Annotated in this window: 19 protein-coding genes and 1 riboswitch; of the genes, 10 read left to right on the plus strand and 9 right to left on the minus strand. The window is 73.3% G+C overall.

Features of this window, described 5'->3' with window-relative positions; all coding sequences use genetic code 11:
* Positions 1-196: 196 nt before the first annotated feature.
* The 3 genes from RF640_RS07330 to RF640_RS07340 all read left to right on the plus strand — a co-directional run bounded on the left by RF640_RS07330 (position 197) and on the right by RF640_RS07340 (position 3,377).
* Complete coding sequence (locus RF640_RS07330) at positions 197-1,165, plus strand: MBL fold metallo-hydrolase (RefSeq protein WP_035927953.1); 969 nt, start codon at positions 197-199, stop codon at positions 1,163-1,165.
* Positions 1,166-1,208: 43 nt separating this feature from the next.
* A complete protein-coding gene (locus tag RF640_RS07335) occupies positions 1,209-2,918 on the plus strand; it encodes an FAD-dependent monooxygenase (RefSeq protein ID WP_368827297.1) in 1,710 nt (569 codons plus the stop codon).
* Positions 2,919-2,996: 78 nt separating this feature from the next.
* Positions 2,997-3,377, plus strand: a complete 381-nt coding sequence (locus RF640_RS07340; protein ID WP_368827299.1) for a DUF1622 domain-containing protein — start codon at positions 2,997-2,999, stop codon at positions 3,375-3,377.
* 24 nt (positions 3,378-3,401) lie between these two features.
* On the opposite strand, the gene RF640_RS07345 is transcribed toward RF640_RS07340, so the two are convergent.
* Together RF640_RS07345 and RF640_RS07350 are read right to left on the minus strand one after the other, a co-directional pair.
* Positions 3,402-3,674, minus strand: a complete 273-nt coding sequence (locus tag RF640_RS07345; protein WP_052132991.1) for a hypothetical protein — start codon at positions 3,672-3,674, stop codon at positions 3,402-3,404.
* Between the two features lie 103 nt (positions 3,675-3,777).
* On the minus strand, positions 3,778-5,091 hold the full coding sequence (locus RF640_RS07350) for a condensation domain-containing protein (protein WP_368827300.1): 1,314 nt from the start codon (positions 5,089-5,091) through the stop codon (positions 3,778-3,780).
* Positions 5,092-5,177: 86 nt separating this feature from the next.
* On the opposite strand from RF640_RS07350, the gene RF640_RS07355 reads away from it, so the two are divergent.
* Positions 5,178-5,981: an alpha/beta fold hydrolase gene (locus tag RF640_RS07355; protein ID WP_368827302.1), complete on the plus strand. Its 804-nt coding sequence runs from the start codon at positions 5,178-5,180 to the stop codon at positions 5,979-5,981.
* A 49-nt stretch (positions 5,982-6,030) separates the two neighbouring features.
* Here RF640_RS07355 and RF640_RS07360 read toward each other — a convergent pair whose 3' ends face one another.
* The 4 genes from RF640_RS07360 to RF640_RS07375 all read right to left on the minus strand — a co-directional run bounded on the left by RF640_RS07360 (position 6,031) and on the right by RF640_RS07375 (position 11,950).
* The gene (locus RF640_RS07360; protein ID WP_176337342.1) at positions 6,031-7,695 is read right to left on the minus strand and encodes a thiamine pyrophosphate-binding protein; all 1,665 of its coding nucleotides are present in this window, start codon (positions 7,693-7,695) and stop codon (positions 6,031-6,033) included.
* A gap of 137 nt (positions 7,696-7,832) precedes the next feature.
* Positions 7,833-9,242 (minus strand): MFS transporter, encoded by a 1,410-nt coding sequence (locus RF640_RS07365; protein WP_368827304.1) that lies wholly within the window; start codon positions 9,240-9,242, stop codon positions 7,833-7,835.
* Between the two features lie 247 nt (positions 9,243-9,489).
* Positions 9,490-10,701: a cobalamin-independent methionine synthase II family protein gene (locus tag RF640_RS07370; RefSeq protein ID WP_043738859.1), complete on the minus strand. Its 1,212-nt coding sequence runs from the start codon at positions 10,699-10,701 to the stop codon at positions 9,490-9,492.
* A gap of 46 nt (positions 10,702-10,747) precedes the next feature.
* Positions 10,748-11,950 (minus strand): cobalamin-independent methionine synthase II family protein, encoded by a 1,203-nt coding sequence (locus tag RF640_RS07375; RefSeq protein ID WP_368827306.1) that lies wholly within the window; start codon positions 11,948-11,950, stop codon positions 10,748-10,750.
* 13 nt (positions 11,951-11,963) lie between these two features.
* Positions 11,964-12,067, minus strand: a riboswitch (SAM riboswitch).
* Between the two features lie 192 nt (positions 12,068-12,259).
* On the opposite strand from RF640_RS07375, the gene RF640_RS07380 reads away from it, so the two are divergent.
* Positions 12,260-13,024 carry a 3-hydroxybutyrate dehydrogenase gene (locus RF640_RS07380; protein ID WP_035927934.1) on the plus strand — a complete coding sequence of 255 codons (765 nt, stop codon included), beginning with the start codon at positions 12,260-12,262 and terminating at the stop codon, positions 13,022-13,024.
* A 16-nt stretch (positions 13,025-13,040) separates the two neighbouring features.
* On the opposite strand, the gene RF640_RS07385 is transcribed toward RF640_RS07380, so the two are convergent.
* Positions 13,041-13,820, minus strand: coding sequence for an IclR family transcriptional regulator (locus RF640_RS07385; RefSeq protein WP_035927930.1), 780 nt, complete (start codon positions 13,818-13,820; stop codon positions 13,041-13,043).
* A 142-nt stretch (positions 13,821-13,962) separates the two neighbouring features.
* Between RF640_RS07385 and RF640_RS07390 the strand changes: the two genes are divergently transcribed.
* Genes RF640_RS07390 through RF640_RS07400 form a run of 3 tightly spaced genes read left to right on the plus strand, consistent with a single transcriptional unit; the run spans position 13,963 to position 16,585 of the window.
* The gene (locus tag RF640_RS07390) at positions 13,963-14,700 is read left to right on the plus strand and encodes a CoA transferase subunit A (RefSeq protein WP_017833113.1); all 738 of its coding nucleotides are present in this window, start codon (positions 13,963-13,965) and stop codon (positions 14,698-14,700) included.
* Positions 14,697-15,398: a CoA transferase subunit B gene (locus RF640_RS07395; RefSeq protein WP_115163072.1), complete on the plus strand. Its 702-nt coding sequence runs from the start codon at positions 14,697-14,699 to the stop codon at positions 15,396-15,398. Before RF640_RS07390 ends, RF640_RS07395 begins: the two co-directional genes overlap by 4 nt.
* Positions 15,395-16,585, plus strand: a complete 1,191-nt coding sequence (locus tag RF640_RS07400) for an acetyl-CoA C-acetyltransferase (protein ID WP_035927922.1) — start codon at positions 15,395-15,397, stop codon at positions 16,583-16,585. The genes RF640_RS07395 and RF640_RS07400 overlap by 4 nt, the downstream gene beginning before the upstream one ends.
* A 73-nt stretch (positions 16,586-16,658) precedes the next feature.
* Here RF640_RS07400 and RF640_RS07405 read toward each other — a convergent pair whose 3' ends face one another.
* Both RF640_RS07405 and RF640_RS07410 read right to left on the minus strand, forming a co-directional pair.
* Complete coding sequence (locus RF640_RS07405) at positions 16,659-17,576, minus strand: type IV toxin-antitoxin system AbiEi family antitoxin domain-containing protein (protein WP_126346924.1); 918 nt, start codon at positions 17,574-17,576, stop codon at positions 16,659-16,661.
* A gap of 247 nt (positions 17,577-17,823) precedes the next feature.
* Entirely contained in the window at positions 17,824-18,435 is a 612-nt protein-coding gene (locus RF640_RS07410; protein WP_368827310.1) for a MarR family winged helix-turn-helix transcriptional regulator, read from the minus strand.
* 97 nt (positions 18,436-18,532) lie between these two features.
* On the opposite strand from RF640_RS07410, the gene RF640_RS07415 reads away from it, so the two are divergent.
* A complete protein-coding gene (locus tag RF640_RS07415) occupies positions 18,533-19,759 on the plus strand; it encodes a homogentisate 1,2-dioxygenase (RefSeq protein WP_035927917.1) in 1,227 nt (408 codons plus the stop codon).
* Positions 19,756-20,628: a hypothetical protein gene (locus RF640_RS07420; protein ID WP_161976663.1), complete on the plus strand. Its 873-nt coding sequence runs from the start codon at positions 19,756-19,758 to the stop codon at positions 20,626-20,628. Before RF640_RS07415 ends, RF640_RS07420 begins: the two co-directional genes overlap by 4 nt.
* The last annotated feature ends 131 nt before the right edge of the window (positions 20,629-20,759 follow it).

A 20,759-nucleotide genomic window follows, 5' to 3' on the forward strand; every position in this document is an offset into this window, starting at 1 on the left:
CATCCGGGCATCGTCGCCCGAATTTACCGACCGATCGTTCATCAAACCTTCCCACGCGTGCGCCCGCGGGGTCAACAGAGCTACGACAGCAATCGCCTGTGGCCTGCTTCACAAATCAAGGTCCGGGGGCTACCGTGGAACTAATACAGCATTTGACTATCCCGGGTCCTGCGCGGCCCCACGAAGGAGACGGCACATGGGCACCACCAAGTCTTTCGCGTCCTCGGCGGACCTCGGCGAGAAGCAGAAGACCCTCGAGATCCTGGCCGAGGGCGTCTACGCCCTCACGGCCGAGGGGGACCCGAACATCGGGGCGATCGAGGGGGAGGACTTCCTGGTCTGCTTCGAGGCCCTGGCCACCCCCGTGGTGGCCGCCGAGTGGCTGACGGAGCTGCGGAAGCACACCGACAAGCCGATCCGCTACCTGGTGCTCTCCCACTACCACGCGGTGCGCGTGCTCGGCGCCTCGGCCTTCCACGCCGAGACGATCGTCGCCCACGAGAACACCTACGACCTCATCGTGGAGCGCGGCAAGGAGGACTGGGCCTCCGAGTTCGGCCGCATGCCGCGCCTGGCCAAGGGCGCGGACACCGTCCCGGGCCTGACCTGGCCCACGGTGACCTTCCGGGACAAGCTGACCATCGACCTCGGCGGGGACCGCGGGGACCTCGTGCTCCAGCACTTCGGCCGCGGCCACACCGAGGGCGACATCGTCGCCTGGCTGCCCCAGCAGAAGATCCTCTTCGCCGGGGACCTGGTCGAGGCCGAGGCCGCCCTCTACACCGGGGACGCCTTCCACCGCGACTGGGCGAGCCACACCCTCGACGCCGTCAAGGCGCTGGGTGCGGAGCAGCTCGTGGGCGGGCGCGGGGCGGTCTCGAGGGGCCGGGAGGCCGTGGACGCGGCGATCGAGCAGACCCGCCGCTTCCTGGACGTCATGATCGAGGAGGTCGGCACCGTCCAGAAGAACGGCGGGACGCTCAAGGACGCCTTCGAGGCCGTGCACACCGCCCTCTACGACGACTTCGGACACTGGCCGATCTTCGAGCACTGCCTGCCCTTCGACGTCTCCCGGCTGTGGGACGAGCTCTCGGGCATCGAGCGGCCCGTCATCTGGACCGCCGAGCGCGACCGCGAGGTCTGGGACCAGCTCCAGAACGGCTGACCCGGTCCCCACGAGCAGCGACACGAGAACGAGGAGGGCGACAGTGAGACGATTCGACTCCGGCAAGGTGCTGGTGCTCGGCAACGGGCCCGTGGGCCAGACCGCGGCGCTGCTGCTGGCGCGGTGGGGCATCCCCGTCACGGTCCTGGACGCCCGCGCCGAGCGGGACCCCATCGGGTCCAAGGCGATCTGCCAGCAGCGCGACGTCCTGGAGGTCTGGGAGGCCGTGGGCGTGGGCCGGCAGGTGGCCGCCGAGGGCGTCACGTGGGACACCGCGCGCACCTTCTACCGGGAGAAGGAGCTGTTCGCCCAGCCCTTCCGGGACAGGGGGCAGTCCCCGTTCCCGCCGTTCGTGAACATCTCGCAGACCCGCACCGAGGAGCTGCTCGCGCAGAAGATCGCCGCCGAGCCGCTGATCGAGGAGGTCTGGGGCCACGAGATCGTCTCGATCACCCAGGACGAGCGCTCCGTGGCCGTGGTGTGCTCCTGCCGCGACGGGGGCCGGGCCGAGATCGTGGCCGACTACGCGATCGCCGCGCTCGGCTCGAAGGCGCGGTCGCTGCGCGACCAGCTCGGGGTGAGCTTCGACGGCCGCTCGTTCGAGGACAAGTTCCTGATCTGCGACATCCGGGCCGACATCCCCGGCTGGGCCACCGAGCGCCGCTTCTACTTCGACCCCGAGTGGAACCCCGGCCGGCAGGTGCTCATCCACCCGTGCCCGGACTCGACCTTCCGGATCGACTGGCAGGTGCCCGGCGACTACGACCTCGACGCCGAGGAGGCCTCCGGGGCCCTCGACGCGAGGATCCGCCAGATCATCGGGGACACGGACTACGAGATCGTCTGGAAGTCCGTCTACCGCTTCCACGCCCGGCTGGCCTCCCGGATGCGGGTGGGCCGGGTGCTGCTGGCCGGGGACTGCGCGCACATCGTCTCCCCGTTCGGCGCCCGCGGGCTCAACTCGGGCGTGGGCGACGCCGAGAACGCCGCCTGGAAGCTGACCTCGGTGCTGCGCGGCAACGCCGATCCGGCGCTGCTGGAGTCCTACGACGTCGAGCGCCGCGCCGCCGCCGTCGAGAACCTCGAGGTCACCGAGGCCACCATGGACTTCCTCGTGCCCCGCACCGAGGAGCAGCTGGCCGAGCGGCTCGCCAAGCTCGAGCGGGCGATCGGCGACCCGGCCGCGTCCACCTATGTGGACTCCGGGCGCCTGGCCGAGCCCTTCTGGTACGTCGACTCCCCGCTCACCACCCCGCACCCCACCCGGACCTTCGCCGGACGCCCGCCCAAGGGGGAGGTCCCCGACCCCGTCCCCGGGGTGCTGCTGCCGGACGTCCCGGTCGCCGTCCCGGGCATCGCCGCCGACCGCGTCCGCGAGCTCGCCCGCTTCGGGATCCTGCTCCTCACCGGCCCGGCGGTCGACCAGGAGCTCGTGCGCGGGACCGCGCTCGCCGCCATCCGGTCCCCGCTGCGCCTGCACGCCATCGCGGACATCGACACCACCGGCAAGCTCGCCGAGGCGCTGAAGCCGGAGCCGACCGACGTGTGGGTGATCCGCCCCGACTCGCACATCGCGGCCGTGGTGGACGGCACGGACCCCCGGGCGCTGAGCCGGGCCCTGCAGAACACCGTCGCCGCCCCCGGTTCGGAGGCGGCCCGGGTCCTCGCCGAGCGCGAGCGGCCGCCGGGACCCCCCAGGCGGCGGGGCTCCGCGCCGGAGACCGTGCCCCAGGAGGTCGCCGCCGCCGGCTGACGGCGGACCCGTGAGATCCTGGCGTCCTCATCGCAGACTCGAGCCGGCGCGTCCCGCCGGGGTCACCGGAGGTGCAGGATGTCGTTCCAGGAGTCCATGGAGCTCGTCGGGGAGGCCGTCGACGTCGCCGGCGTGGTCGCCATCGTCGTCGGGACGGTGATGGCGACCCTCCTGGCCGGGCGGGACCTGCTGGGGCGGGGGAGCGGGGAGCGCGACACCTACGAGAGCTACCGGCAGCGGCTCGGCCGTTCGATCCTGCTGGGCCTGGAGCTGCTCGTGGCCGCGGACATCATCAAGACCGTCGCCATCACCCCCACGTTCGAGTCGGTGGGGGTGCTGGCGCTCATCGTGGTCGTGCGGACCTTCCTCAGCTGGTCCCTCGAGCTCGAGATCAGCGGGCGGTGGCCGTGGCAGAAGAAGCAGGACGAGGCGGCGCCCCTGCCCGAGCGCGCCGCGTAGGCCCGCCGGCCCCCGGCCGGGCGCTCAGGCCTCGGGCGGGTACTCCTCCGGGCGCAGGTCCCGGCTGCACGGGACCCGGTGGCCGGGCACCAGCTGGTTGGCGGCCCGCGCCAGGCTGTCCCGGTGCCGGGGCGGCAGGTACAGGGCGTGGTGCAGGTAGGCGTCGAGCTCCAGCTCCCCGACCTCTCCGCCCAGGTGGACGTACCGCAGCCACAGGTCTCGCGCACCCAGCCCGGTGCTCGTCAGCGCGGTGCGGATCAACCTGGCCTGCGTCCTGGCGATCGTCCGGTCGTCCATCTGACCCCTTCTGCCCGCTGCCACCAGGATAGTCGGCGGACCGGGGCGGGGGCAGGGCGCACGGGTACCCGGACCGGGCCCTCGGGGGCGTCCGGGCCCGCGGCTATCCGCGGTCCGGTTCCGGGCGCGCCTGCGCGCGCAGCCCCGCGCCGACGGCGCCCAGCCACGCCTCCACCGACGAGCGGGCCTGCCCGGTGCCCGGGTAGCGCGCCCGCAGGTGCAGGCCGCCCTCGCCCACCACGAACCACACCTGCACCCCGGTGGTCGGCGCCGACGCGGAGATGTGCTGCGCCCGCAGCTCCGGGGCCAGGGTGGCGGGCAGCCGCCGGTAGTCGAGGTAGGACAGCATGAACATCCCCGGCGGGACGGGCATGCCGCCGTGGGGCCGCAGGATCGGCTCCAGGGCGTGCGAGCCCAGCTCCAGCGTCTCGCGCACGGCAGTGCGGCAGGCCTGCGGATCGGGGTCCGAGCACTCGAGCACCGAGTTGGTGATGAACCAGCCCACGGCGTCGCGCCAGTGCTGCTCGGTGCGGCTGTGCACGGGCAGGACCGCGCGCAGGGGCCGGCCGGCCAGCTCGGCGGTCGCCCGGGTCAGCACCGAGACCACCAGGACCAGCAGCCGGACGTGCAGCCCGTCGGCGCGCGCCTCCAGGCGAGCCAGGCCCTCGGCGTCGAGGACGTCGTGCGTGGTCACCGTCTCGGGTGCCGGGGCGCCGGGCTCCCCCAGCGGCAGGGGGAAGACGGGCAGGGCGCCGTCGCCGTCCGCGAGGATCCGCGCCCAGCGCCGCACCACGTGCGGCGGTGCCGGGGGGCGGGCGGCGAGCTCCCGCGTGTGCTCGGCGAAGGACGCCGCGGGCGCCCGGCCCGCGCCGGCCGGGCGGCCGGCGCGGAGATCGTCCAGCCCGTCGAGCAGGTCCCGGGCGAGCAGGGGCAGGGACCAGGCGTCCACGTGCGCGTGGTCGGCGGCGAGCACGACGACGGCGGGCCCGGCCGCGGGCTCGATCAGGCACAGCCGGTGCGAGGGCCGGGCCAGCGGGGAGCAGGCGGCGTCGGCCACCGCCTGCAGGGCCGCCCGCGTCCCGGCGGCGCCGACCTCGTGCCGGGTCCACACGGGCCGCACGGCGTCGGCGATCTCGTGCAGCCGGACGCGGCCGTCGTCGTCGGCGGAGAAGACGGTGCGCAGCGTGTGGTGCCGCCGCACGACACCCGCCCAGGCCTCGCCCAGGTGCGCGGCGTCCACCGGCGCGGGAAGCTCCACGGCCACGGCCATCCAGGACCCCGGGCGGGGACCGGCTCCGACGTGCATGCCCTGGTCGAAGGACACCGGCAGCGGCCGGCCGGCGCCCTCGGCGGGGACGGTGCAGCTGGACAGGCGGCCCTCGGGCAGCCGGGCGTGCGTGATGCTGGTCAGCCGCATGCGCACCTCCTGGTCGGGCCGGGGGGCCGGCCGCCGAGGACGCGTCCGGTCCACGGGTGGTCACAATCTACGCGTACCGTGGCGGCATGCCGACGCTCGAGCTCCCCCGCTGCCGCCTGACCTACGACGTGACCGGCTCCGGCCCGCCTGCCGTCCAGCTGCACGGGCTGCTGTCCGACCGGGCCACCAACACCGCGGGCGGTCTGGACCTGGCGGCCGGGCTGAGCGGGCACCGGACGGTGCGCTACGACGCCCGGGGCCACGGCGGCTCCGCCGCGGAGCCCGTGGCCGCGGACTGGACCTGGCCCCGGCTGGCCGAGGACCTGCTGCGCCTGCTGGACGCCGTGGCGCCCGGTGAGCCGGTCCACGGGATCGGCCCGTCCATGGGGGCGGCCACGCTGCTGCACGCCGCCCTCGCCGAGCCCGGGCGGTTCCGCTCGCTGACGCTCTGCGTGCCCTCCACGGCCTGGGCCTCGCGCCGCGGCCAGGCGGGGACGTACCGGCAGGGCGCGGACCTGGTGGAGCGCCACGGCCTCGAGGCCTACCTCCGGGCCGGCCGCGCCGCGACCCGGCCGCCCGCCGTGGCGGACCGGCCGGTGCACCCGCCGCGCGTCGACCCCGGCCTGCTGCCCGCCGTGCTGCGCGGCGCGGCCGGCACCGACCTCCCGCCGGTCGAGGAGCTGTCGCGGATCGGCGTGCCGAGCCTGGTGCTGGCCTGGTCCGAGGACGCCACCCACCCGCTGTCCACGGCCGAGGCGCTGCGCGCGGCCCTGCCCGGCGACGCCCTGCACGTGGCCGGCACGCCCGCCGAGCTGGCCGAGTGGCCGCGCCGGTGCGCGGACTTCGTCCGGGCGGTGGAGGCGGACCGGGGGGCCGGTTCGCCCGGCTGATCCGCGAAGGTCCGCAGGGGTCCGCCGGGGCCTCGCCGGGGCCGGCGGGTCAGAGCCGGCGGCCAGCGGTGAGGGAGGCGGACATGAACTCGGCGACGACCTGCTGGGAGATGGCCACGTCGAGGACGAAGACGCCCTCGTCGTGGGTGGCCAGCCAGTCGGTGAGCGCGGTGAGGTCGGCCAGGGTGTGCGCCTTGGCCCCGGCCGCGCCCATCGCCCGGCCCACGGCGGCGAAGTCGACCTCGTCGATGAGCATCGCGGTGGGGTCCAGGCCCTTGGACGCGTACTGGTGCAGCTCGGCGCCGTAGGCGGAGTCGTTGAGCACCACGATCACCCCGCGCTTCGTGGCGCGCAGGAACGTCTCGAGGTCGGCCAGGCCCATCAGCCCGCCGCCGTCGCCGGTGACGAACACGGTGGTGCGGTCGGGGCGGGCCACCGAGACCCCGGAGGCGGAGCCGAAGCCGAGGCCGATGGACTGGAAGGCGGTGCCGACCAGGACCATGGCCTGCGGGTCCGGCACGGTCAGGTACATCGGGGCCCAGCCGATGAAGTGGCCGCCGTCCATCACCACGGAGCGCTCGGCGGGGAGGACGTGCTCGAGGGCGGCGACGACGGCGCGGGGGTTGAGCCGGCCGTCCGGGCCGAACTCGGCCGGGTCCTCGACCGGGGCGGAGCCGCGGAAGGCGTCGGTGGCGACCTCCGGGGCGGCCGCCCGCCAGGTGTTCTCCGGGGCGGCGGCGGAGATCCGGCCGGTGAGTCCCTGGAGGAACGGTCCCAGGTCCGCGCGCACGTAGTCGGTGACCGGGGGCGTGCGGTCCTCGGGCTCGTTGTCGATGCGGATCACCCGGGTGCCCTCGGCGAAGAGCGTGCCGTAGCGCAGCTGGAAGGCGTTCAGCGATGCCCCGGCGACCAGCACGACGTCGGCCTGCCGGGCGAGCTCCAGACGGTGGGCGCGGGTGAAGCCCCCGGCGATGCCCAGGTCCCACGGGGAGCCGAAGACCCCGGTGGCCATGGCGGAGGTCATGAACAGCGCCCCGAGCCGGTCCCCGATCTCGGTGAGCGGGGTGGTGGCCCCGGCCAGGAGCACTCCGCGCCCGGCGAGGATCAGGGGCCTGGTCGCCGCGCGCAGCAGCCCGGCGATGCGGTCGAGGTCCTCGGTGGAGGCGGTGAAGGCGGGCTTGACCGGCAGCGGCTCCAGGACGGTCTGCTCGGTGAGGGGGGCGGTGGCGTGGTCGTAGGGGAGGGCCAGCACCACCGGCTGGACGGTCTGGGCGGCGAGGTCGAAGGCCCGGTGGGTGATCGCGGTCGCGTTGTCCGGGGCCGCGACCAGGGTGGTGACCCCGGCGGCGGCGGCCGCGGTGGTCTGGTCGACGTCGAAGGCCCGCCGCCCGGTGGTCGGGGCGTCGCCGACGACCAGGACCAGGGGGATCCGGGCCAGCCGCGCCTCGGCCAGGGCGGTGTAGGTGTTGGTGAACCCGGCACCGTAGGTGGTCGTGGCGGCCCCGGTCCGCCCGGTGGCCCGGTGGTAGGCGTCGGCCATGGCAACGGTGGCGGACTCGTGCCGGGCGGAGGTGAAGCCGAAGCCGCGGGAGGTCAGCGAGCTGATCAGGTGCGCGTTGCCGTTGCCCATCAGGCCGAACAGGTGGTCGGTGCGCTCGGCGAGCACGTCGGCAACGGCCGTCGAGACCGTGGGGAGCAGGAGGTCGGTGGTCATGGAGGAGTCCTTTCGGCGGGGCTCCGGTGGGAGCCCGGGGTGGGAGCGGGGTGTGCTCGGGGTGCCCGCACGAGCGGAGCCGCCCGCCGGCACCCGTGGGTGCCGGCGGGCGGCTCGGTCCTCGGCCGGGGCGGCGCTCAGTCGCGCTGCTTCTCGGCGGCCTGGGCGGCCGCGAGGATCTCGGCGGCCTCGGGGTGCTCGGCGACGTAGTCCTCGTGCACCTCCTCGACGTGCAGGTCGATCTCCTGGATGTCCTTCGGCACCATCGAGACGGCGATGAAGGAGACGATCGCGATGCCGGCGATGTAGACGCCGATCGTCCAGGACATCCCGGTCTTGTTGAGCAGCAGCTGCGCGATCATCGGGGCGAACGCGCCGCCGATGATGGAGCCGAACGCGTAGCCGATCGAGACGCCCGAGTAGCGCACGCGGGCCGGGAACATCTCGGCGTAGAGCGCCGACTGCGGGCCGTAGGACGGGCCGAGTCCCACGGTGAGGATCACGATCGCCAGGGCGAACAGCGGCAGGGACGCGGTGTCCAGCAGGAACCACATCGGCACGGCCCACAGGATGATGATGGCGTAGCCGATCTGGAAGGTGCGCACGCGCCCGATCCGGTCCGAGATCCAGCCGCCGAACATCGTGAAGACGAGCCAGCCCACGCCGCCGATCAGGGAGGCGATGAGGGTCTGCGAGCGCGGCATGCCCAGCACGTTGGAGCCGTAGGAGGCGAAGAACGCGATCACCAGGTAGCCGGCGGCGTTGTTGGCGGCGAAGATCAGGGCCGCGAGGGTGACCGGCTTCTTGTGGTGCTTGAACAGCTGGCCCAGGGGAGCGGAGGACTCCTTCTTGCGCAGCTGCATCTCCTTGAAGACAGGGGACTCGTCGACGGTCTTGCGGATCAGGTAGCCGACCACGATCAGCACCACGGAGGACAGGAACGGGATGCGCCAGCCCCAGGCCTGGAAGTCCTCGGGGGACATCATCGAGGTGAGGGCGAACATGAAGGACGTGGCGAGCAGCATGCCCAGCGGCACGCCGATCTGCGGGTAGGCGCCGAAGAGCCCGCGCTTGTTCCGCGGGGCGTGCTCCACGGACATCAGGGCCGCGCCGCCCCACTCGCCGCCGGCCGAGAAGCCCTGCATGATGCGCAGGAGCACCAGGAAGATCGGGGCCCAGATGCCGATCGTCGCGTAGGTGGGGAGCATGCCGATCAGCATCGTCGCGGCACCCATGCCCACCAGGGTGAGGACCAGGACGATCTTGCGGCCGTACTTGTCGCCGAGGTGGCCGGCGACCACCGCGCCCAGCGGGCGGAAGAGGAAGCTGATGCCCAGGGAGGCCCACGCGACCACCTGGGCGAGGCCGGCGTTCTCCTCGGACAGCGGCGCGAAGTACAGCGGCGCCAGGACGAAGGCCGCGGCCTGGGCGTAGATGAAGAAGTCGTACCACTCGATGGTGGTGCCCACGAGGGTGCCGGCGAGGACCTTGCGCTCCTCGCGCGACATCTCGTGCCGCCCGGCCGGGGCGGAGGATGGGTGCGCCATGGGATCTCCAGGGAATCGGGGACGGCGACGTCCGCGGCGGAACCGAACGCATCATGACCGAACGTTCGGTATTGCATTGCGATACTACGGGCGGAAGTGACGCCTGTCACCCTCCGGACGGAATAATCAAACCATGTATCACTACATGTGACACAGACCACCGGGGATGGAAACCGCCGGGCCCGGCCCTCGCAGGAGGACCGGGCCCGGCGGCGCGGCAGGGGCGTCGGGGACGCCGGGATGCGGCTCAGCGGTAGAGCCGCTCCGTGGCCAGGCGCGCTCCCTCGACGAGGGACTCGAGCTTGGCCCAGGCGATCTGCGGGTGCAGGCGCCCGCCCAGACCGCAGTCGGTCGACGCGACGACGTTCTCGCGGCCCACGACCGAGGCGAACTGCTCGATCCGGTCGGCCACCAGCTCCGGGTGCTCCACCACGTTCGTCGAGTGGGAGACCACGCCCGGGATGATCACGCGGCCCTCGGGCAGCGCGTGGTCCTTCCAGACCTTCCACTCGTGGGCGTGCCGGGCGGAGGCGCCCTCGAAGGTGTAGCCGCCGGCGCTGATGGTCAGCATCAGGTCCACGAGGTGCTTCAGCTCGAGGTCCGTGGTGTGCGGGCCGTGCCAGGAGCCCCAGCACAGGTGGAAGCGGACCTGCTCCTCGGGGATCCCCCGCAGCGCGTGGTTGAGCGCCTCGACGCGCAGCCGCGTGAACGCCAGGTAGTCCTCGACCGTGGGCTCGGGGTTGATCTGGTCCCAGGACTCCGCGATGGACGGGTCGTCGATCTGCACGGTCAGCCCGGCGTCCGTGATCGCCAGGTACTCCTCGCGCATCGCGTCGGCGCACGCGTAGACGAGCTCCTCGTCGGTCCTGTAGTACTCGTTCGTCACGCGCGCGGCGGAGCCGGGGGAGAGGGCGGCCACGAACCCGGTCTGCGCCCCGGTGGCCGCCATGGCCGCCCGGAGGTTGCGGACGTCCGAGGCCACGGCCTCCTGTCCCGTGTAGGTCAGCGGCCCGGTGATCTTGGGCTGCGTGGTCGAGGAGCGCCCGGTGAGGATGCCCGACGCCGGGTCCTCGTACGCCTCCCGGAAGCGCTCGCGGTCCCGGCGGTCCGGGAAGCTCGTGAGCACGATGTGGCCGGGCGAGGAGCGCCTCTTCTCCGTGGACGCCCACCGGTCCTCGTCGGTCGGGGTGAGCCCGCCGAGGCGGGAGAAGGAGTAGTTCCACCACGCGCCGTAGTCGACCGCGCTGGACATCGTGTGCCCGTACTCGCCGTCGTTGACCACGTCCACGCCGATCTCGCGCTGCCGGCGCACCACGTCCTCGACGCCCACGGCGAGCTCGTCGGTGAGCTGCTCGAACGTGATGGCGCCCTCGGCGTGCCGCTGGTTGGCCTCGAGCAGCCGCGGGGTCCGCGGCAGGGAGCCCACGTGGGTGGTCTGCACGTGGTCGGTGTTCTGCATGGTCATGCGTGTCCTCCTGAGGGTCTGCGGGAAGGTCGGGGGCCGGTCAGGACCAGAGCCGGCGGGAGGCGAGCTCGGCCCCGCGGGCGAGGGTCTCGAGCTTCGCCGCGGCGATCTGCGGATGGATCCGCCCGCCCAGGCCGCAGTCGGTCGAGGCGATCACGTTCTCGCGGCCCACCTGGCGGGCGAAGCGCTCGATCCGGTCGGCCACCAGCTCCGGGTGCTCCACCACGTTGGTGGCGTGGGAGACGATCCCCGGGATGATGATCTTGCCCTCGGGCAGCTCGTGGTCCTGCCAGACCTTCCACTCGTGCTCGTGCCGGGCGTTGGCGGCCTCGAAGCTGTAGCCGCCGGCCCTGATGGAGAGCATGAGCTCCACCAGGAGCTCGAACCCGAGGTCCGTGGTGTGCGGGCCGTGCCAGGAGCCCCAGCACAGGTGGAAGCGCACCTGCTCCTCCGGGATGCCCTCGAGGGCGTAGTTGAGGGCCTCGACCCGCTTGCGGGTGAACGCGAGGTAGTCCTCCACGCCGGGCTCGGGATTGACCTGGTCCCAGTTCTCCGCGATGGACGGGTCGTCGATCTGCACGATCAGCCCGGCGTCGGTGATCGCCCGGTACTCCTCGCGCATCACCTCGGCGCAGGCGGTCAGCACCTCGTCCTCGTCCGCGTAGTGGGTGTTCTCCAGCCGCGCGCACGAGCCCGGGGACAGCGCGGCGAGGTAGCCCTCGCTCGCGCCCGTGGCCTGCAGCCCGGCCTTGAGGTTGCGGATGTCCGCCTCCAGCGCCGCGTGGCCCGTGTACTCCAGCTTCCCGGTGATCTTCGGGAACGGCGCCTGCTTGCCCGTGGTGATGCCCGAGGAGGGGTCCGTGTACGCCTCGTGGAAGAGCCGGCGGTCCCGGCGGTCCCCGAAGCTCGTCAGGACCACCCTGCCGGGCGAGGAGCGCTGCGGCTCCTGCTCCCACAGGTCCACGTCGCCGGGGGTGAGGCCCGAGATCCGGGCGAAGACGTAGTGCCACCACGCGCCGTAGTCGACCTCCGCGGCCATGACGTGGCCGTACTCGCCGTCGTTGACCACGTCGATCCCGAGCTCGCGCTGTCGGCGGACCACGTCGACCACCGAGTCCTGCAGGAGCCGGTCGTACTCCGCCTCCGGGACGGCCCCCTTCGCCCGGTTGGCCTCGAGCAGCGCCGGGGTGCGCGGGAGGGACCCGGCGTGGGTCGTGCGGATGCGGTCGGCGCTTCGCAGCATGGGTCGTGCGTCCTTTCCATCGGTCCTGGCGGTAGCACCGGAGGCGGGACGGGGATGCCGTCGCCCGGGTTGCTGCGGCGTCGTCGAGCCAGATCTCTCGGCCGCTCTGGATGGTGACCCTGTCATCCAAGCGCACCCGTGCGCGCTGCGCCATTCGGCGCCCGGATGACGGACATGACGCCGTGTGACGCGACCCGGCGCGCACTCCCGGGAGGAGCTGTCCTTCGCGAACATGGCCTGGATCACATACCGTGGCGGTGATCCGTGCCCCTCACCCCGCGGGCACGACGGACCAGAGGAAGGACCCCCATGTCCCAGACGCCCCAGCAGCAGGACCTCGAGGGCCGCACGGCGCTCGTCACCGGTGGCGCGAGCGGCATCGGCCTGGCCGCCGCCCGGGCCCTCGCCGGCTCCGGCGCGCACGTGGTCGTGGCCGACGTCGACGAGGCCGGGGCGCAGCGCGTCGCGGACGAGCTCGGCGGCCGCGCGTGGGCCGTCGACCTGCTCGACACCGCGGCGCTCGCCGAGCTGAGCCTCGAGGTCGACGTGCTGGTCAACAACGCCGGCATCCAGAAGGTCGCCCCCCTCCAGGAGTTCGACCCCGCGGACTTCCACCGGATCCTGGTGCTGATGCTGGAGTCCCCGTTCCTGCTGGTGCGCGCCGCGCTGCCGCACATGTACGAGCGGGGCTGGGGGCGCGTCATCAACGTCTCCTCCGTGCACGGGCTGCGGGCGTCCCCCTACAAGAGCGCCTACGTCTCGGCGAAGCACGGCCTGGAGGGGCTGTCCAAGACCGTCGCGGTGGAGGGCGCGGCCCACGGGGTGACGAGCAACTGCATCAACCCCGGCTACGTGCGCACCCCGCTCGTCGAGAAGCAGATCGCCGACCAGGCGAGGGTGCACGGGATCCCCGAGTCCGAGGTGGTGGAGCGGATCATGCTCGGCGAGACGCCGATCAAGAAGCTCGTGGACCCGGAGGACGTCGGCAGCCTGGTCGCGTGGCTGGCCGGACCGCACGCGTCCATGGTCACCGGGGCCTCCTACACGATGGACGGCGGCTGGACGGCGCGCTGAGCCCGCCCCGGGCCGCTCAGCGGTGACCCAGCTCCCGGGAGAGCCGGTGGGCCTCCGTGAGCAGGGCCCGGCCCAGGAGCTGCCGGCGCTCGCCGCTGAACCGGGGCTCGATGCCCGTGAGGCTCAGCGCGTAGACCGGCGCGCCCGTCGCGTCGAAGACCGCGGCGGCCATGCCCCAGCTGCCCTCGACGATCAGCCCCGGGTTCACGGCGAAGCCCTCCCGCCGGACGTCCGCGAGCAGCTCCCGGATCCGCTCGGGCGTGTGCAGCGGGCCCCACTCGGCGCGGGCCCCGGCCGTGGCCGCGAGGACCCGGTCCACCTCCGCGTCCGGGAGGTGGGCCAGGACCGCCAGCCCTGCCGAGGCCACGCCGAGCGGCAGCCGCAGCCCCTCGTAGAGGACGTGGGAGCGGATGGGGAAGGCGCCCTCCACGCGCGCCAGGCAGACCGTCTCCAGCCCCCGGCGGACCGAGAGGAACGCGCTCTCGCCGGTGGCCTCCGCGAGCCGGCGCAGCGAGGGCCCGGCCAGCTCCCGGATCGGATAGCGGTGGGCCGCCACCGCGCCCAGCACGTACAGCTCGGGGCCCAGCTGCCAGGCCCCGGTCCCGGCGTCGCGGTCCACGAGGCCCTCCTCGGCCAGTCCCGTGAGCAGCCGGTGCACGGTGGGGCGGGTCAGCCCGGTCTCGGCGGCGAGCTCCGCCACCGTGCTGCCCCGTTCCCGCCCCGCGACGGCCCGCAGCAGCTGCCCCACCCGGTGGACCACCTGGGTCCCCTGGCCCGTCGTCCGCTCCTGTCCCATGACTCCACTATATGGACAGTCGGGGGACGAATGGCCGGATGCTGAGGAGAAGCGCCGTCGTGCCGCCGGATCTGTTGACCGGCATGTGGAGGCTCCCTAGATTGAGTGCTGGGTCACAGTCCGACGAGAGGAAGGGACAAGGGTGTCCAAGGTCAGAGACAACGCCGCCGAGCTGCTGGCGGAGAGCCTGCGGGACGGCATGACGCTCGCCGTGGGCGGGTTCGGGCTGAGCGGGATCCCCCGGGATCTCATCGACGCGGTGCGGGACTCCGGGGTCACGGACCTCACGGTGGTCTCCAACAACATGGGCGTGGACGGCAAGGGCCTCGGGGTCCTGCTCGAGAACCGCCAGGTGAAGAAGGTCCTCGCCTCCTACGTGGGCGAGAACAAGCTGTTCGCCCAGCAGTACCTGGACGGCGAGCTCGAGGTCGAGTTCAACCCCCAGGGCACCCTCGCCGAGCGGCTCCGGGCCGGCGGCGCGGGCATCCCCGCCTTCTACACGAAGACCGGGGTCGGCACCCTCGTGGCCGAGGGCAAGCCGCACGCCGAGTTCGACGGCGAGACCTACGTGCAGGAGCGCGGCATCGTCGCCGACATCGCCCTGGTCCACGCCCACACCGGGGACGCCGACGGCAACCTCGTCTACCGCTACACCGCGCGCAACTTCAACCCGATCGTCGCGACCGCCGGGAAGGTCACCTTCGCCGAGGTCGAGCACGTCGTGGCGGTCGGCGAGATCCACCCCGACCACATCGTGACCCCGGGCGTCTACGTCCAGCACGTCGCGCAATACAGCGGCGCGCCCAAGGACATCGAGCAGCGCACCGTCCGCCCCCGCCCCGCCGGGCGGGCCGCCCAGCAGAACGGAGACCAGGCATGAGCTGGACCCGCGACGAGATGGCGGCGATCGCCGCCGTCGAGCTCTCCGACGGCGACTACGTCAACCTCGGCATCGGCATCCCCACCCTCGTGGCCAACAACCTGCCCGAGGGCGTCGACGTGGTGCTGCAGTCCGAGAACGGCGTGCTCGGCATGGGCCCGTTCCCCTACGAGGGCGACGAGGACCCGGACCTCATCAACGCCGGCAAGCAGACCATCACACTGCTGCCCGGGGCCTCCATCTTCGACTCCGCCACGTCCTTCGGGATGATCCGCGGCGGCCACGTCAAGATCGCGATCCTCGGCGCCATGCAGGTCTCCGGCACCGGCGATCTCGCCAACTGGATGATCCCCGGCAAGATGGTCAAGGGGATGGGCGGCGCCATGGACCTGGTGGCCGGCACCCCGCGCGTCGTCGTGCTGACCGAGCACGTCACCAAGGACGGCTCCGCCAAGATCAAGACCGAGTGCGATCTCCCGCTCACCGGGGTGCGCGTGGTCGACCGCATCGTCACGGACCTGTGCGTGTTCGACGTCGAGGACGGCGGGCTCGTGCTGCGCAGCCTCGCCCCCGGGGTCACCGAGGACGAGATCCGCGAGAAGACCGAGGCGTCCTTCCGCACGGACCTGCAGGACGTCACCCCCGACACCGTCCCCACCGAGACCGCCGCCGCCGGCGGCGCTGAGGAGAACCGATGAGCACCGCCACCGACGTCGTCGTCCTGTCCGGCGCCCGCACGCCCCAGGGCAAGATCCTGGGCCACCTGGCGTCCTTCACCGCGGCCGAGCTAGGCGCCCACGCCATCCGGGCCGCGCTCGAGCGCGGCGGGATCGCCCCCGAGCAGGTGGACTACGTGCTCATGGGCCACGTCCTGCAGGCCGGCGCCGGGCAGAACCCGGCCCGCCAGGCGGCCGTCACCGCGGGCATCCCGCTGAGCGTGCCCGCCGAGACCGTCAACAAGGTCTGCCTCTCCGGGCTCGTGGCCATCACCAACGCCGCCCGGATGATCCGCGCGGGCGAGGCCGAGATCGTCGTGGCCGGCGGCCAGGAGTCCATGACCAACGCCCCGCACCTCGCGATGGGCGTGCGGCAGGGCAAGAGCTACGGCGACCTCAAGCTCGAGGACGCGGTGGCCAAGGACGGGCTCGTCGACGTCGCCGCGTGCGTGTCCATGGGCTCGCTCACCGAGTCCGGCAACAGCGAGCGCTCGATCTCCCGCGAGGAGCAGGACCAGGTCGCTGCCCTGAGCCACCAGCGCGCGGCCCGCGCCGCGGAGGAGGGCGTCTTCCGCGACGAGATCGCCCCCGTGTCCGTCCCGCAGCGCAAGGGCGACCCGCTCGTCGTCGACACCGACCAGGGCGTGCGCCCCGACTCCAGCGCGGAGTCCATGGCGAGGCTGCGCCCCGCGTTCGCGAAGGACGGCACGATCACCGCCGGCAACTCCTCGCCGCTCTCGGACGGCGCGGCCGCCGTGGTCCTGACCAGCCGGGAGTACGCCGAGCGCCACGGCCTCGAGTACCTGGCCGTGGTCGGTGCCCCGGGCCAGGTGGCCGGCCCCGACACCTCGCTGCACTCCCAGCCGTCCCGGGCGATCGAGGCCGCGCTCGAGCGGGCCGGCTGGTCCGTGCAGGACCTGGACTTCATCGAGATCAACGAGGCGTTCGCGTCCGTGCTGATCCAGTCCCTGCGCGACCTCGACTACTCGGTGGAGAAGGCCAACATCCACGGCGGCGCTGTGGCCGTCGGGCACCCGATCGGCGCCTCCGGGGCCCGGTTGGCGCTGCACGCGGCGTTCGAGCTCTCTCGCCGGGGCTCCGGCCGGGCCGCGGTCTCGCTGTGCGGCGGCGGCGGCCAGGGCGAGGCGCTGCTGCTCTACCGCGACTGACCCCCGCCCCCTCCGCTGACCCGCGGGGGCCCGGGTGACCACGATTTTTCGTGGTCACCCGGGCCCCCGCGGGTCATTCGATGATCCTGCGGTCACGCGCGGCGAGCTCCCGGCGCACGAGAGCCACCAGGTCGTCCGGCCGGTGCACCACGGTGGCCCAGTCCGTCCGCAGGATCCGCCACCCGGCGTTGGCGAGGTCCTTCTCCCGCCGCCGCTCCTGCACGAGGACCCGGTCGGTGGGGCCGTGGTCGTAGTACTCGGTGTCGCCGTCGAACTCCAGGAGCAGGCGCTGCGCCCGCCACCCGAAGTCCCCGCGATACAGGCCGCGCGGCGTCCGGATGCGCACCTGCAGCTCCGGCCGGGGCAGTCGCGCGCGAAGCAGCACCAGCCGGGTCAGCGTCTCGCCGGGCGACTCGGAGCGACCGTCGGCGAGGTCGAGCACCCGCCGGGCCCGGCGGCACCCCGGCGCGCCGGCGCGGCGCTCGAGCAGGGCGAGGAGTTCCGCGCGCTCGGTGCCCCGGCGGAGGGCGTGGTCGGCGGTCACCACCGCCTCGCGGAGGGGCAGGGTGGACGCGCAGTCCAGCACGGTGCGGGGCACGGACGTGGCCAGCAGCCCGCCCACTCGGACGACGTGCTCCGGCGGCAGCTCGGCCCAGTGGTGGACGCAGGTCCGGTTGTTCCGGGAACCGCGGCCGGGCGGAGAGACGACGTGCGGTGCCGCCGGTCGGTGCAGCAGGTCCAGGCCGTGGAGCAGGGCCGCCGAGGAGTGCCCGAACACCGGGGCACTGGCGGCGCGCAGGGCCAGGGCGGCGTGCATCTGCCGCAGCCGTCCCTCCGCTCCCAGGTCCCGCCACCAGGACGGTGTCGCGTACACCCCCTGCCGGATCCGGAGGAGGTCGCCCCGGCGGACGGCCCGGGTGACGGTGGACGGCGAGAGGCCGAGGTCCTGTAGCGCTTCAAGGGTCAGGAGCCGGCCGGGCAGCGTGGTCATGGGGGTCAGGCTCACCGCGGCGGGGCCCGCCCGTCCGAGGTCCGGCCCGGCACGGGGACGGTGCCCGGGAGGGGGATGCGTGAGCGCCCGGCGTGCAGTGCGGACGGAGCTCGACGCGCCTGACCCCGGAATGACCCGATGACCCGCCGGGGCCCGGGTGACCACGATTTTTCGTGGTCACCCGGGCCCCAGCGGGTCATCCGGCGAGGGGGTGATCTGCGGTCCCGGCGGTGCTCCGCCCGCGGGGCTACTTGCGGGCGCGGGCGCCGATCCGCTCGCGCTGCTCCATGAGCTTCTCCAGCAGCGTCACGAGCGTGTGCTGCTCCTCCTCGGTGAGGGCCTCGGCCCACTGGCTCTCCCGGTCGTTCTGGGCCCGGAACGCCGTGCGGATCTTCTCCTGCCCGGCCTCGGTGAGGTGCAGGGTCACGGACCGGCCGTCGGCGGCAGAGGCCTCGCGCCGGAGCAGGTCCTTGCCGACCAGCGTGCCCGTCAGGTTGGAGACCGCCGCGCGGCTCATCCCCGTGAGGCGGGCGGCCTCGTGGGGGTTGAGGGGACCGGCCACCCAGAGGGCCAGGAGCAGCCGGAAGCTCGACCAGGTTCCGCCGGCGGGGCGGTGGATCGACGACTCGAAGTCGTAGACCGCGGTGGACGAGGACCGGTTGAGCGAGAGGAACACCCGGTTGGCCGCGAGGTCGGCGTCGGGGAACTCCTCGGAGATCCGGCGCTGGGCGGCCTGGACGAAGGACCAGTAGTCGGGCAGCGCGGCGGCGGAGGGCGTCGCGGTGGACGCCTCGGTGGACGCCTCGGTGGACGCCCGGGTGGGCGTCGCTGGGGGCTCGGTGCGGTCGGCGAGGGGCATGGCGTCGATTCTAGGGGAGGGGTTGCCCCATATAGTACAACGCTTTACTATCTGGGGGAGAGCTGGATCACAGACCGCCACACGCAAGGAGACGGCCATGGCCTACTACCGGCAGCTGGGCCCGGTGCCCCGGCAGCGTCACACCCTGTTCAAGGACGACGAGGGCAGGATCCTCTACGAGGAGCTCATGGGCGAGGAGGGCTTCTCCTCCGACTCGTCGCTGCTCTACCACCGGCACATCCCCTCGGCGATCGTCGGGACCCGCGGCTGGGAGCTGCCCGACCAGACCCTGACCCCCAACGACCCGCTGCTGCCGCGGCACCTGAAGCTGCACGAGCTGTTCACCGAGGAGCAGGCCGCCGGGACCGACGCGGTGACCGGCCGCCGGCTGGTGATGGGCAACGCGGACGTGCGGCTCTCCTACGCCTGGGTGGGGAAGACGTCCCCGCTGTACAAGAACGCCGTGGGCGACGAGTGCGTCTACGTGGAGCGCGGCTCCGCCCTGGTGGAGACCCAGTTCGGCCCGCTCGAGGCCGTCGAGGGCGACTACGTCATGATCCCGCGCGCCACGATCCACCGCTGGGTGCTGCGGGAGGGCGAGACGGCCCGGCTCTACTTCGTGGAGGCGAACTCCCACATCACCCCGCCGCACCGCTACCTCTCCAAGTACGGGCAGCTGCTCGAGCACGCCCCCTACTGCGAGCGCGACCTGCACGGTCCCACCGGCGTGCTCCTGCGGGACGAGACCGACGTGGACGTCTACGTCAAGCACCGCGGCCGCGGCCCCTCCGGCCTGGACGGGACGGTCCACGTCCTGCCGCAGCACCCCTTCGACGTGGTGGGCTGGGACGGGTGCCTCTACCCGTACACCTTCAACATCAAGGACTACATGCCGATCACCGGCAAGGTGCACCAGCCGCCGCCCGTGCACCAGGTCTTCGAGGGGCGCAACTTCGTGATCTGCAACTTCGTGCCCCGGAAGGTCGACTACCACGAGCTGGCCGTCCCGGTGCCCTACTACCACTCGAACGTGGACTCGGACGAGGTCATGTTCTACGTGGACGGGGACTACGAGGCGCGCAAGGGCTCGGGCATCGGCAGGGGCTCGATCTCCCTGCACCCGGGCGGGCACCCGCACGGCCCGCAGCCCGGGGCGATCGAGAAGTCTCTGGGCGTGGAGTACTTCGACGAGACCGCCGTCATGGTCGACACCTTCGCCCCGCTGGAGCTGGGCGAGGCAGGCCTGGCCGGCGACGACGGCAAGTACGTCACGTCCTGGACCCCCGGCCGGGAGTGGACCGGCGGGCTCTGGTCGAACTCGTGAGCGCCGCCCCGACCACGGAGACCGCCGAGCGGCGCGTCCCGGCCCAGTTCGTTGCGTTCTTCGACGACGCCGCGACCTTCCCACCGGGACTCGCCCCGCTGGAGAAGGCGGTCACGGACCACGTGGCGCGGTGGGCGGACCCGCTCGTCGCCGCCGTGGGTCCGGCCGTGCTGAAGCTCGACGACCTGCCGGAGGCCCGGCGCATCGCCGCCGGCCTGGACCGCGGCGGCCGGGCGGTCGAGGTCTCCGTCGTGACGCCAACCGGGCAGCTGCAGGCCGCACTGGACGCCGTCGAGCAGACCGGGCCCGAGCTGCGGGTCGTCTCGGTCGAGCTCAGGACCGACCCGTCGGACACCGACGCCTGGCAGGCGCAGATCACCGAGGCGGCCCGGGTGCAGGACGTCCCGGTCTACGTGGAGCTGACCGCGGACCAGGTCCGCGGCGGGGCGCTGGAGCTGCTGGAGGGCACCGGGCTGCGCCTCAAGCACCGCACCGGCGGGATCGAGGCGCACCTGTTCCCCAGCCCCGAGCAGCTGGCCGCGGTGCTCACCGAGGCCGTGGCCGCCCGGATCCCGTTCAAGCTCACCGCCGGCCTGCACGAGGCCGTGCGGTACACGGACCCCGCCACGGGGTTCACCCACCACGGCTTCCTCAACATCGCGATGGCCACCGAGGCCGCCCGCGACCACGAGCCCGCCGAGCGGGTGGCCCGGCTGCTCACCGAGACCGACCCGGCACCGCTCGTCGAGCTCGCCCGGGCCTCCGACGGGTCCTGGCGCGGGTCCTTCACGTCCTTCGGGACGTGCAGCGTGGACGAGCCCGCCGCGAGCCTCGAGCGCCTCGGCCTCTTCCCGCACGGCCTCACCTGACACGGCGCCCTCCCCCCCCCCCCCCCCCCGGCCCCCCCGGGCGGGGGGGGGCCCCCCTCCCCCCCCCCCCCCCCCCGCCAAGGGGAACCCCCCCCCGAGCACCCCCCCCCCCCCCTTCCCCCCCCCGGGCT

The sequence above is a fragment of the Kocuria sp. CPCC 205231 genome, from assembly GCF_040980965.1.
In the GTDB taxonomy this organism is placed as follows: domain Bacteria; phylum Actinomycetota; class Actinomycetes; order Actinomycetales; family Micrococcaceae; genus Kocuria; species Kocuria rosea.